Source organism: Lysinibacillus sp. G1-3 (genome assembly GCF_056322905.1).
On sequence record NZ_JBWHYQ010000015.1, the window covers coordinates 115,441 to 129,436 of the forward strand.

Annotated in this window: 11 protein-coding genes; all 11 read left to right on the forward strand. The window is 34.2% G+C overall.

Going from position 1 to position 13,996, the window contains the following annotated elements:
- Positions 1-276 precede the first annotated feature (276 nt).
- The 11 genes from ACVYAD_RS16925 (at position 277) to ACVYAD_RS16975 (ending at position 13,822) form a co-directional block, all read left to right on the forward strand.
- Complete coding sequence (locus tag ACVYAD_RS16925; protein WP_476427242.1) at positions 277-1,602, forward strand: nucleotide sugar dehydrogenase; 1,326 nt, start codon at positions 277-279, stop codon at positions 1,600-1,602.
- 10 nt (positions 1,603-1,612) lie between these two features.
- The gene (locus tag ACVYAD_RS16930; protein ID WP_476427243.1) at positions 1,613-3,049 is read left to right on the forward strand and encodes a polysaccharide deacetylase family protein; all 1,437 of its coding nucleotides are present in this window, start codon (positions 1,613-1,615) and stop codon (positions 3,047-3,049) included.
- Positions 3,050-3,054: 5 nt separating this feature from the next.
- Positions 3,055-4,917, forward strand: a complete 1,863-nt coding sequence (locus ACVYAD_RS16935; RefSeq protein WP_349661357.1) for a glycosyltransferase family 2 protein — start codon at positions 3,055-3,057, stop codon at positions 4,915-4,917.
- The gene (locus tag ACVYAD_RS16940; protein ID WP_476427244.1) at positions 4,914-6,665 is read left to right on the forward strand and encodes a polysaccharide deacetylase family protein; all 1,752 of its coding nucleotides are present in this window, start codon (positions 4,914-4,916) and stop codon (positions 6,663-6,665) included. The genes ACVYAD_RS16935 and ACVYAD_RS16940 overlap by 4 nt, the downstream gene beginning before the upstream one ends.
- A gap of 21 nt (positions 6,666-6,686) precedes the next feature.
- Positions 6,687-7,733, forward strand: a complete 1,047-nt coding sequence (locus ACVYAD_RS16945; RefSeq protein ID WP_476427245.1) for a glycosyl hydrolase family 18 protein — start codon at positions 6,687-6,689, stop codon at positions 7,731-7,733.
- A gap of 898 nt (positions 7,734-8,631) precedes the next feature.
- Entirely contained in the window at positions 8,632-9,762 is a 1,131-nt protein-coding gene (locus ACVYAD_RS16950) for a ThiF family adenylyltransferase (protein WP_476427246.1), read from the forward strand.
- Positions 9,763-9,769: 7 nt separating this feature from the next.
- Positions 9,770-10,654: a hypothetical protein gene (locus tag ACVYAD_RS16955; protein ID WP_476427247.1), complete on the forward strand. Its 885-nt coding sequence runs from the start codon at positions 9,770-9,772 to the stop codon at positions 10,652-10,654.
- Positions 10,655-10,686: 32 nt separating this feature from the next.
- On the forward strand, positions 10,687-11,613 hold the full coding sequence (locus tag ACVYAD_RS16960) for an ABC transporter ATP-binding protein (RefSeq protein ID WP_476427249.1): 927 nt from the start codon (positions 10,687-10,689) through the stop codon (positions 11,611-11,613).
- A complete protein-coding gene (locus tag ACVYAD_RS16965) occupies positions 11,603-12,376 on the forward strand; it encodes an ABC transporter permease (protein WP_476427250.1) in 774 nt (257 codons plus the stop codon). Before ACVYAD_RS16960 ends, ACVYAD_RS16965 begins: the two co-directional genes overlap by 11 nt.
- Before the next feature lie 6 nt (positions 12,377-12,382).
- Positions 12,383-13,093, forward strand: coding sequence for an ATP-binding cassette domain-containing protein (locus ACVYAD_RS16970; RefSeq protein ID WP_476427251.1), 711 nt, complete (start codon positions 12,383-12,385; stop codon positions 13,091-13,093).
- A 36-nt stretch (positions 13,094-13,129) separates the two neighbouring features.
- The gene (locus ACVYAD_RS16975; RefSeq protein ID WP_476427252.1) at positions 13,130-13,822 is read left to right on the forward strand and encodes a hypothetical protein; all 693 of its coding nucleotides are present in this window, start codon (positions 13,130-13,132) and stop codon (positions 13,820-13,822) included.
- Positions 13,823-13,996: the final 174 nt, after the last annotated feature.

The following is a 13,996-nucleotide window of genomic DNA, read 5'->3' on the forward strand; positions in this document are numbered from 1 at the left end:
TTAGATGTGCGATGAGGGAATACATGTACGAAAAATGAATCATAAATGAAATTACAATTGTAGAGATAATCTTCGAATTAGGCTTTTAACTTTCTTTCAGCAAATGTTTTCGTAGCGAAAGTGAAACGCCAGCTACAAATGTTTTCGTAGCGAAAGTGAAACGCCAGCTACAAGTGTTTTTCGTAGCGACGTGTAGGCCTATGTACAAAATCGATTCTGGACGCAATTTTGCCGAGACATAATTGATAATAACTTAGACAAAGGAGGAATTTGTTTATGGGGATAAAAATTGAGTTAAGGGGATTAGCTTTATCAAAAAAAATCAAAACAAAAAGTGCAACAATTGGAATTGTTGGACTTGGTTATGTGGGGCTCCCATTAGCCCTGGAAATCGTCAATAAAGGCTTTGCAGTAATTGGCCTCGACAAAGATAATGAAAAAATCACCAAATTAAAAAGCGGTAATAGTTATATTGCTGATATGTCTAATGCAGCCATAGAAAAAGCGGTTAATGAACATAAATTTAAGCCGACAAATGATTTTTCTAAACTTGCACAAGTAGATATTATTATTATTTGTGTACCAACACCTACAACTGCAGATGGAACACCTAATATCTCGTATATTGTTGATGCATCAAATGCAATCGTACAGAACGTATCCTCAAATACTTTAGTTATTCTTGAAAGTACAACTTACCCTGGAACAACAGAAGAAGTAGTTCAACCAATCTTAGAAAATGGTAACTTTGTTATTGGACAAGATCTATTTTTAGCTTATTCACCTGAACGTGTCGACCCTGGAAATTTTAATTTTTCAGTTTCGAACACGCCTAAAGTAGTTGGTGGAATAACACCATCTTGTTTAGAAATTTCTAAGCTTTTTTATGAATCAGTAATCAATACAAATGTATTTGCTGTAACAAGTCCAAAGGTTGCCGAAATGGAAAAGTTACTAGAAAACACATTTAGGCAAATTAATATTGCTCTTGTTAATGAATTAAGTCAGATTTGTCATAAGATGGATATTGATGTGTGGGAAGTTATTGAAGCAGCTTCGACAAAGCCTTATGGTTTTATGCCATTTACACCAGGCCCAGGAGTAGGTGGTCATTGTATCCCGGTGGATCCTAAATATTTATTATGGGCTGGCCAGCAACATGGTATTGCTGCAACTTTAATTGAGACCGCTGATAAAATAAATGATTCCATGCCAAGCTTTGTAGTTACAAGACTTGAAAGTTATTTAAATGCGCAAGGTAAAGAGATAAGTGATGCGGAAATTGTAGTGATTGGAGTTTCCTATAAGCCAAATATTAATGATTTTAGAGAATCACCAGCATTACGTGTCATTGACGAATTAATGGACAAGCAATGTGGGCTAAATGTTATTGATCCATTTATTGATACGTTTACAGTTGGTAATTACATGTTGAATACAGTTTCACTTACAAAAGAAATCATTCAAAAAGCAGATGCTGTAGTCATTTTAACGAATCATACAACTATTGATTATTCTTTAATTGATCAACACGCTGCTTTAATTTTTGATACACGTAATACCCATTATTTATTCGAGAATGAAAAATACTACAAATTATAGGAGGGGTTCTGTGAACGCGAGTCGACTAAAAATATGTAGTCTATTATTCATTTTATTTTTAACAGGATGTCAATCGTCTGCTCAAACTAATCAGATTCAACCAGTTGATTCAACAATTGAGGTGAAGGAACATGATGGGACAATGAGTGAAATTTATAGTCATGCGAGTATTCTTAGTCCGAAGATAGCATTAACCTTTAATGGGCTTGCTGACAATGAAACAATGCAGAAGCTATTAAAGGTATTAGACCAATGTAACATGAAGGCAACATTTTTTGTAGAAGGAACGCGAGTGGCACAAGATCCTGAGTTAGTGAAGGACATTTTAGCAAAAGGTCATGAAGTAGAAAATGGTACGCTGACGTTTCCTGATATGACCGATTTAAATTATGAAGAAACCTATAAAGAGATTTATTTAGCAAATCAAGTTTTTGAAGAGCATCTAGGTTATACACCAAAATACGTCCGAAGTCGTTCTGGTGACTCAACTGACAATATGCGTTTAGCAACTAAAACGCTCAATATGCAGGGAGTCGTAGAATCTTCCATTAATCCGAAAGATCGAAATATGCAAAGTGCCGAAGAGATAACGGATTATATTCATCGTTTTATCAACAGTGGATCAGTCATTCATTTAAACACATACATTAATCCTGCAATTATTGATGTTGTACCACTATTGTCTCAATTGGGGAAAGAACAAGGATATGCATTCTCTACATTAACAGACGTATTAGATGAGCAATATATAGTAAAACCCTTAGAGGCAATAGAAGGTTATGACGCGATTAAAGTGAATCTGGATTATGAAAATGTAAAACCAAATATGTACTACCGTAAAAATACTTCTAAAAAGGAAGTTGCTTTAACCTTTGATGATTGGGCGAGTGAGGAGAGACTTAAAGAAATTTTAGATGTTCTTGATAAGTATAACGTTTACTCTACATTCTTTTTAATTGGCAAAGGTGTGGAAAAGGATCCACAACTAGCGCGATTAATTGTTGAGAGAGGCCATGAGATTGCAAGCCACTCCTACAGTCACCTTGATGTTACGACAATGACACCGGAGGAACTCCAAGAGGATGTCGTGAAGGCACATAGGGCGTTAACATACGCCTTACAGGAAGAACCTTTACTGTATTTCAGACCTAATAAAGGTGCTATTAATGAAGAATCAGCGAAAATTATTGCCGCAACAGGTATCAAATCCATTGCTATGTACGATATTGCATCATTCGATTGGAATTTAGAATATAGCGTTTCGGATATTTATAATCGTGTGATGAGTAGGATTGGTCCAGGAAAAGTAATTGTTATGCACATTTTAGATGGTACAAAAACAGTTGAGGCTTTACCAGTAATCATTGAAAAGCTGCAAAAAGATGGATATAGCTTTGCAAAAATGTCGACTTGGATTGAAGAAGATTCAAATAAGAAAGTGAATTGATAATCATGAATAAGAAAAAAGAGATTTTAACGATACCGCGCTCTGATCGACGAATTTTATCGAATATTCCTGATCCAGAAAATGTGCGAAATCTCGTTAATCGACGAGGTGCTTCGTATCAAAAGGAAGAAATCGATCCTACAGATGTCAATGAAATATATCGTTTACAGCTGTTAAGTTTACGCTATGAAACTAATTTTGAAGTACAAATTAAAAGAGTAAAGCAAAAGGTTAGTGACAAACATTATGCGGAGGATATTTCGGTTACAGGTATCCTTATATTTTCAAATAGTCCTACTAATTTTGTAATAGATGAAATTATTACGATGAAATTTACTATACCTGGTGGTGCGATGCCTGAGGGCTATGAATCTAAGGTAAAGGTAAAAGCGAAAGTTGTTCGTCATTTTACGAAAGAAGTAGATGGTGAAACTAGATGCTATTATGCATGTGAATTTCTACAGCCTTTAAATGACTATATGACTAAAAAACGTTGGGGACTATCAATCTTTGTGGCAAGTTTATTTCTATTGATTGTTTCTCTTATTGTGGTATTAATGAGGGCTGAAAGTGTTATTTATTTCAGATTCAATAAATTCCTATATCTATATAGTATTATTGCTGCAACATTTCTTTTAAGCCGATATTTATTCGGTATTTTCTATAGGAATGTCCCGATAAATCCTCAATTTGAACCGGGCGTTTCTATTATTATTCCAGTGTTTAACGAGGAAGAGTGGATTCATAGAACAATTTTAAGCTGTATTAATCAGTATTATCCTGTAGACAAATTAGAAGTTATTGTTGTAGATGACTATTCAACAGATAGAACTGAGGAAAAAGCAAAGGAAATGATTGAACTTATTCATAGTGAGGGTGAGCGCTTTAAAACAAAGAATCGTTTAAGTTTCCATAAGCTACCTCAAAATGGAGGGAAACGTGAGGCTCTAGTTGCCGGAGTGCATCTAGCCAAACACGACTTAGTCGTTTTCGTAGATTCAGATAGTTTTTTAGAACCTCATGCTATTCGAAATATAGTGCAGCCTTTCCAAGATCCTAAAATGGGCGGTGTGGCTGGAAGAACAGAGGTTGAAAATAAATTTACAAATGCTCTGACAAAATTGCAAACCGTTCGCTATTATATAGCCTTCCGGATAATGAAAGCTGCTGAGTCTTGGTTTGATACAGTAACTTGTTTATCTGGTCCATTAGCATGTTATCGAAAAGAGCTTATTTTAAAGAATGAATCAGCATGGTTAAACCAAAAATTTCTTGGACAACCCGCAACATTCGGTGATGACCGTAGTATGACAAACTATATTTTAAAAACACATCGAACGGGATATCAAGACAATGCCGTATGTTCTACAATTGTTCCATCAGATTCAAAAGTCTTTTTATCTCAACAAATGAGATGGAAACGATCATGGCTACGCGAATCGTTACGAGCATTTTTATTTATGTGGAAGAAGGAACCTTTTATGTTTCTTTTCTTCATCATCGGTTTAATCGTACCGATAGCAGCCCCTATTGTTGTTGTTTACAATCTACTTTATGTGCCAATTATGCATGGCGTTTTTCCAACTACGTTTTTAATGGGCTTGTTCCTGATGGCAATGCTAATGAGTTTGGCCCATCTTTTCTTTAGAAAAAGTAAGTTATGGACATTTGGCTTTATCTTTGTACTTTTCTATGAATTTATTTTGCTGTGGCAAATGCCTGTTGCATGGGTTACATTTTGGAAATCAACATGGGGTACGAGAGAAACACCTCAAGATGTCATCGCCAAAGAAAAGAAATTGGAAAAACAAAAATTGCGAAAATCCCGATTTTCGATTCTAAATAGAAAAATGGGTGAGAAGAAATGAGTGAAAAAAATGTTGTATTAAATCCAGCCAAAAAAAATCGAAGGAAAATAATACGATCCATTGTTCAAGCGATTATCGTTATATTTTTAGCGATTATTTTAATCCGTGTAGTGTTTTTAACAGAAAAAAGGGTAGAGGAAACGGTTCCTCTAGAAAATAAAGATGGTTTCATCGCATTATCATATTTTGGTGTGAGCAGAGGCGAGTCTCCTAAATACGTATCTAAAGAGAATTTAAAAAAACAACTAGAATTACTTGAAAGTCAAGGTTATCAAACAATTACTCAGCAAGATATTTTAGATTTTTATCAGAAAGACAAACCGTTGCCAGAAAAAGCTTTGTTTTTATCATTTGAAGATGGACGGACAGATTCTAGTATATTTGCTCAAAACATCATGGAGGATCTAAACTATAAAGCTACGATGTTTACGTACGCCAATAAAATGGATACACGGGACAACAAATTTTTAAAGCCGAAAGACTTATTGCTCATGGAGAAAAGTGGGTATTGGGAGTTGGGCTCTAATGGGTACCGTCTAACATATATAAATATTTTTAATAATAAAGGACAGTCGTTAGGTGTAATAGATGAAAATAATGTGCCAAATAAAACGACTATCGAATATTATAATCATTATTTAATGGACTTCATCCGCAATCAATATATGATACCAAGTGAAACGCGACAGGAAATGGAAAAACGTATCCAAAAAGATTACAAGCTAATGCAAGATATTTATGAGGAGGAATTAGGAGAAGTTCCTAAAGCTTATGCGATTATGCATGCCAACTCACTTTATAATAATATGGATTCGTTAGTTGAACGTGCGAATAATAAAGAAATTAAAGATAAATTTAAAATGCATTTCAATTTGGAGCTAGGGGCATATAATGATGCGGATGCTAATCTTTACAACTTAAGTAGATTGCAAGTTTCTCCTTATTGGTCTACCAATCACTTGATGATGAAAATACGCCAAGCTAGTAAGCAAAATGTAGAATTTGAAGTCGGAGATCCTAAACGAGCAAAAGAATGGTCTGTCATGAATGGTGCAGCAGAATATGAAAATAATGCGATTACTATAACGTCTGCACCCGCTAGTGAAGGTCGGGTAATATTGAAGGAAACACTTCCAGAGCAATATCATATAAACTTTGCCTTTAAAGGGAATGTCGTTGGGCAACAATCTATTTATTTAAACTATGATGAAAAAAATGATAGCTATATTCGGGTAGCATTAATCGATAATGAGATTGTTGTTTTTGAGAAATCACCAGAATCAAGCGTTGTAGAGAAGGGGCGTTTCCCGTTAAATGAAATAAAGTGGAATGAAGAAGAGTATGCATTTAATAAGGCTACTGTATACAATTATCAGGATACGCAAAAAGGCTCTAGAATTGATAAGGAAGAATATCCACGAAACCTAACAAAAACAAGAGAATTTAACATTGCTGTTAATAAGGATAAAATTAAGATTGACGTAGATACGGTATTATCCAAAACAATACAAGTAAATCCTGATATTCAAGGATCACAAATTGGATTTGGTGCGATGTTCAGCACAAAAGAAACTTCGCATGAACAGTATGCAGATGATATTTATGATACATTCATCGAAGATATTTTGATTACAGATAGTAACGATCGTACACTTTTTACTAACCAATACACGAACTTCGATAAAGTAAAGCACAAAACAATGACTTTAATTAATAGCGTTGTGGATTTCTTTATTGAAACCTTCTAAAGCGGGGGGAACTAAATTCAAGTGAAAAAAATTTTATTGTTTATCTGTCTAGCACTACTAATTATCACGGCCTGTAGTAATAGTAAAGAAGAACCTGTGAAGGCGAGAGAACCATTGAAGAACAAAGAAAAGCTTCAACTATCTATTTGGTTACCTGAATGGCAAATCAAATCTGCCATCGAGGATGTAGAAAATTCAGAACATGGCTTACAAGACATTCGCGTTTTTGGTGCTTATTTTAATGAGAATGAACAATTATTATTAACTGAAGATACGATAGAAATGTTGAAACAAACACAGCAACAATTTAATGAATCACATCAAGTGATACTTACGTTAATTAACGACACTGTTACAGATAACGCCCCTTCAGTTCAGAAGGATAGCACGTTATTAAATCGGTTGTTTCAAAATGCGTCATCAAGGCAGCGACATATTGATAATATTTTGCGAGTTGTTGACCAATACAATGTGAATGGTATCGAAATTGATTATGAAAAGGTTACTAAAGAGGACCTTCCTGGGTATGTCCGTTTCCTAAACGAACTTTATAAACAGTTATCAAAAAAAGGTATTTCATTACATGTCGTACTTGAGCCTAGCTTCCCATTTGATGTTAAATTGCCAAATGGACCTAAATATACAGTGATGGCTTATAATGTGCACGGATATCATAGTGGTCCAGGTGCAAAGGCAAACTTTTCATTTTTAAATGACTTAATAAAAAAAATTAAGAAGTCCAATCAAAAACTAGCGATTGCTTTTGCAACTGGCGGATTTGAATGGGTAAATCAAGGCAAAACAGTTGCATTAACAGAGATAGAGGCAGAGGAATTACTGAACAAAACGAAAGCGGTTAAACAACGAGATAAAGCAAGTGGTGCTGTATATTTCACGTATGTAGATGAACAAAAAGTGAAGCATGAAGTTTGGTATGCCGATCAGGAAACACTTGAGAAATGGACAGCACACGTACGAAAGAAACGCTACAATGAGATTGTTTTATGGCGTGCCGGAGGTCTAAGTTCGAAAACGTTACAATGGATTAACGAACAATCAGTGGAGTGACGGATTCGATTGCTAGAGAGACAGATGGCACAGGCGAAATAGTGGATAGAAACGTCAAAGTGGCGGATAGAGTAGCCGAAATCGTGGATAGAATCATTAAAGTGACGAAAAGAATAAATTAGGTCAACAAAAATCAACATTTAAGGTATCTTTTCATAAGGAAGTATTTACGAAAAAGCAATAATGGTCTCATTTGAGGTCATTATTGCTTTTTTCCTGCTTTGATTTACGAGTCATACAAGGTTGATTATTACAACTAGATTGTTAATTGTTACAGCTTACCAATTTTTTTGAATTTAGCATTATTATGAATGTAATGATAGCAAGCAAATACTTTTGATTTAAAAGTGAAAAGAATATTGTTGCTATTTAAGTTCTAATTGTGATTTTAATGCACCTTATTATGCATAGGTGTAATTTAATACGAAGGGGGGATAACTATGAAAAATGTTAAAGTTATCAAAGCGGTAAAAGTTGATGCTACAGCATGGTGGATTATCGTTTAATGATAGCCACAAACCAAAAGCGAGGTTATCTAATAATCTTGCTTTTGGTTTTTATTTAATTAATACGAGAAATAGTCATGTCTGATATTGCCAGTAAATGTGATGTTTCCACATTTGTTTCTTACTTGTTTGGAGCAGTGACATTTGAATGGAAAAGAATTCGTCACGCTTCTGATTTTTTACATAGTCGGATTAATAGGGGGAAATGGAAGATGCTTTTCCTTCGGGTTTTACATGCCTGTTTATTTGTGCTGCTCTACTCTGCAAAGAGAATGGCGAAAGCCCATAACAAAAATATTGGTGTCTACGCAACTGATTTATCAAAACCTACTATATGATTTTTGCTAATCAACACACATCTGAGAAATTATAACATAAGGGAGGTCTTTAGTGTGTCTTTTCAAAATCCACGAATAAAACCGATTTATCCGTTATATCAATTAAATCCCGAAGTATTCAGAATTGGAGCTCAACTGGGAATTACAACAGAATTCGAAGATCCGGAAAAACAGTATTGGGAACTAGCTACAAGATTGGACGGACGACATATAGATGAAGTAGTAAAGGGAATGCAGACCTTGTTTCCTGATTTGACTGAGGAGGACGTTATTGGTGGAATAGAATTACTTGACAGTGAAGGAGTCCTTGAAGAAGCACTACCTGAACAAGAAATTCAAGACAGATACATTGCCAATGTTAACTACTTCAGTAGATTCACGAATACGCAAGGTGATCGATTTAACATTCAAAGAAAAATGAATGATACACGTATCCTTTTATTGGGACTTGGAGGTGGAGGATCAAATATTTTGACCCTTTTAGCTGGATTAGGTCCAAAACAGATTACTATTGTTGACTATGATAGAGTCGAAGCAAGTAACCTTGGGAGACAATTTCTATATAGAGAATCTGATATTGGTAGGTTGAAAAACGAAGTAGCTGAGGAAGCACTCTCTCAAATGAATTCAAACATTATCATTAAAAGTCATAATAAAAAAATTGTCACTGTTGAAGATGTCCTATTATTTACGAATGACGTGGATGTGGTAATTTGTGCAATTGATGAACCTCCTTTTATTATTCATAGAATTGTTAACCAGGCGATTGTGAAGGCTGGATTACCATGTGTATTTGGCGCTTCTCAAGTAAGTAGAGGGCGTGTTTACACAGTGATACCAAGGGAAACAGGTTGTTTCGACTGTTTAAATTTGAACTTCAGTAAAAATGATCCAAAGTTCATCGAACAATTTGTGGGATTTAGAGAAATTAATTTTGATCCCCCATCAATTGCATACGGACCGGGAATTTTTCAATTAACCGCATCGATTGTTGATGAATTAGTCAGATTGGTAACTAATTATGCTACACCTAGAAGTTTAGGAACTCAATACGAAATCAATTATGAAGATGGTTCCTCTTTTAAACATCCTTCATGGCCGAGATTTCCAAAGGAATGTCCAACTTGTGGTGAAGGAAAGGTGGATGATTGGGAAATATTTCAATACTATGAAGGTGGAAAGTGAGTAAATTATGTCGAAATTATTGTCCTTGAATCCAACATTTAGTAGAAAACTAAAGTGCGGGGACTATATAATCGTATCAACTAAATCCGAACCAATTGTTGTTGACGAAGAGATTGCTACTGCTTTATCATCAGGAGTTCTTAATCCAGAAATTTATGACCAAGATTTCATAAATACTCTTACTGAAACTGGGTTTATTCAATCTGATAAACTAGATAATTTTTATTTTTCAGAAGAAAATGTTACGAAAAAATGGACCGCTCTTAGAAAAGGGATGTTGATTATTGGCTTCATTTCTTTAATAAGTATATTTGTTTCAACATTCTTTTTTGGTATTCCAATTGGGAGCAAATTAATCTCTAAACATACAAATATATGGGTAAATATTATTTTTATAATACTCTTCTCCATGGTAACAACTTTTATTCATGAGGTAATGCACATTGTTTTTTCTGATAATTGGAAAAAGTTGAAATGGGGAATGAATTTAAACTTTAAAAAGGCAACCGCTACAGTGGCAATGTCCCATATCTGGGTATGGTCATTATTAGGTAGAGTCACTGCAATTAGTGCGGGAGTAATTTTTGATTTATTCCTTCTTTCGATTTTGACTTATTCTCAGTTCTGGATTAATAGCTGGGTTCTTCCTGTATCATGTTCTATCTTATGGATTAGAATTCTTTGGCAGCTACGCTTTCACAAAAAAAGTGATGGTCAATTTTTAGTGTCTATGAGTATTGACGATCCTTTCGTAGAATTCAGTTCAAAAGCTTCAAACAGCCAGAATCCCTTTCTAGGTAAAATTCGCTTAATAGGGTACTTCGTTACGTTCATCTTAGTTTTTCTATGGTTTATTCCTTTTGTGCATAGTGTCATTAACAGAGTGCACTAATTTTTTTTATAAGAAAATAAAGAGGTGAAGAAATGCAAAATGATTTACGCATCCACTCAATCAGTAAAAGCTATCGAAAAGGCAATATACAAGCAAACAATAACATATCGACTTATTTTTCTGCGGGTGAAGTTGTAGCTCTAACAGGTCACAATGGTGCTGGAAAAACAACATTCCTAAACCAAATAATTGGTGTAACAAAACCGGATAGCGGTTTTATAACTTATCAGGGACATTCTTTGGTTAAAGAAACTAAAGTTGCACGAAGCTTGATATCAATGATGCCACAGTTTCATGCACCGTTGGCTGGGGTGACATTGAGACAATCTATTGAGTCAGTTTTAAGAATAAAAGGTATTAGTGGATATGAAAATAAGCAACTGACTGATGGAATAATTCAGGAATTGCAGATTGAGGAATGGGCAAATAAATCTGGAGAAAAATTATCTGGAGGATTGCAAAGACTTACCTCTTTTGCTATGGCAGTTGTAGCACCTCCACCTATTATTTTATTAGATGAACCTACAAATGATGTAGACCCTGTGAGAAGAAAAATCATCTGGAGATACTTGAGGAAACTTGCTCAAAAAGGACATATTATTGTTGTAGTCACGCACAATTTGTTAGAAGTAGAACAATATACTGACAGATATCTTCTGATGGATCGAGGAAAATTAATTAAGGATTCCCCAATTAGAGAAGTAAATTTAGGATTATCTGTACCAAACGTACTAACAATAACGGTTAATAATTCTTTTAACTTAAATAATTTACCAGAAGCACTAGATATTGTTTTTGAAGATAAAGAAATGCAATATAATTTCAAGCTAACACATAAACAAGTTCCAGATGCTTTAAATTGGGTGTTAAGAAAAATCAATGAAAAAGAAGTAGTCAACTATCGGCTTGCACCATCTTCAGTAAATAATCTATACGGAGAGTTAACAAATGAAAAGTAAACTAGAGATATATTCTGAAGCAATGCCAAAAAACGATAGTTTACTACAGTTTTGGGGATTGATGCGTTGGAGTTTGATTAGGCACAGATATTTATTGCCAACCTTTAGTATAGCTCAAGCGGCTTTAGCTCTTGCCATTGTATATGGACTTGCTTTATTGATACCGGAAATAGATGAAGAAACTTCACTTTATCTATCTTCAGGTGCGATTACTTTGGGGATTATTGCTGTTGGTTGTGTTTTAGCAGCCCAAATAGTTAATACTGCAAAACAAGATGGAATTGTGAAATATCAAAAGACTTTACCGGTTAATCGTATGAGTATTCTGTTTGCGGATATTATCATATGGGGTATCGCTTCAATACCAGGAATATTTATGTCGTGCTTTGCTGCTATGATTAGATTTAATATATCAATCAACGTATCTCTTACAAGTTTTCTTATTATCCTGCTGGCACAAGTTGCAATGATTTCTATTGGCTTTGCGATAGCATATTGGCTTCCATCGAATTTAGTTGCATTGGTGACACAAATTATTATGATAGGAGGCCTATTATTTTCTCCTATTACTTACCCTGCTGAAAGACTTCCAGATTGGATGGCAGTTATATACAATGTACTTCCCTTTGTACCAGCGAGTAATCTGATTAGGGCTACACTATTTGGCCTAGGAGCAATTTCATTTGAGAATATAATTGTGGTTATTAGTTGGGCACTATTTACTTTTGGATTATCATTTTTTGCCCTGTCGAGAAAGGAGTAAGTCAATATGAATCAAATCAGGCTAATAAATTTAAAAAAATATATTAAAGATGACTTAGTGATCAATGTTGAGTATTTGTGTTTCAAACAAGGAGGAATACATGCTCTAATAGGGCCCAATGGTGCTGGAAAGACTACCTTGTTGAAAAGTATCTGTGGGTTGGTTGTTGTTGATGAGGGCGAAATCTGGTTTGATGATAATCTTGTTTCACAAACGGATAATTATAAAAACTTACAGAAAATTGGGACGATATTTACTTCTTTAGACAGTATTTATGAACTTACTATTCATGAGTTATTTGAAGAACATTTTCACTATTATGGGTTAAAAAGGCCAAGTTCATGGCACCCTCTTTTGCAGCAGGTGAATTTGAATGTTTCTCCAGAAGCGGTTATTGGAAAAATGTCTTTAGGAATGAAGCAAAGGCTACAATTGGCAGTAGCTCTGACGCACAATCCGGAAATATTAGTTTTAGATGAACCGTTTAATGGACTAGACCCTGATGGAATCGAAATAGTTAAGAGCATTTTGAAATCTTTAGCGAGAGAAAAAATTATACTTATAACGAGTCATACTTTCGCTGACCTTGAAGATATTTCAACTGATATTGTTTTTATGTCAAATGGTAGAACGAGTGAGATGAGAAAAATTGATGATATCAACCGTATTTATGAAGGGGGAATTTTAGACTATTACAACCAATTAACTGCAAAATAAGTATATAAAATAAAAGTAAAGGAGGTTATGTATTAAATGAATTATTATCACTTTGAGATTTCTAAAATGAAGAAAATTATATTTCCAACATTTGTATTAACCCTTCTTTCTCAATTGATTTTTACTTATTTTTTTGTAATCGTAGGAAAATTTGATGGGGATGATATTTTAACAAGTTACCCAGCAATAGTTAGTTTAGCAAGCACAATAACTATGTGTATTATTTCTGTATATGGGGCTGTAGCAATAAGCCGTTATATTGTTAATAATTATGTTGGTGATAATAGAAATAGAGTTTTTTTATATCCAATAAAGCGGAGTAGATTGTATTTAATCAAGAACATAGTATTTGGATGTATCTTTGGTTTGTCTCAATTTGTAGCACTTCTATTGGTCAACTCGATTTTTTTTATAGGAGAAACTATTTTTCCGATACTGAATAAATCCATTAAAAGTTATTGGTTAGATTTTATTTTTGTTGCAGTAGTTTGTGTACTATTAACTTCATCAATCGTACTCTTTTCAAGTTTTATCGGTATTTATTTTGCATCAACAATGTATACAGTAATTACTAGCATTATTTCTATTGTAATATTAGCTAACGTTTCTGCTCTGTCGTTGATAAACTATCAATTTGCCGCATCCATAGGAGCTTTATGTGTATTATTGGCAATGATGCCTATACTTCGTTATGTCAGTAAAAGAATAGATAAAAGCGAGACTATATAAACCTTGCTTATCGCTATTGGCCTCGTTTGTTGGGAATCGAACGCTTTTCAAAATAAACAAAAATACACAATAAATAGATAATCACTCGGCCTTAAAAATTAGGAACTTGAGTTCAAGTGATTATCTATTAAAAATATTTTGATTAAGAATAGATTGTCATGAATTTGATGAAAA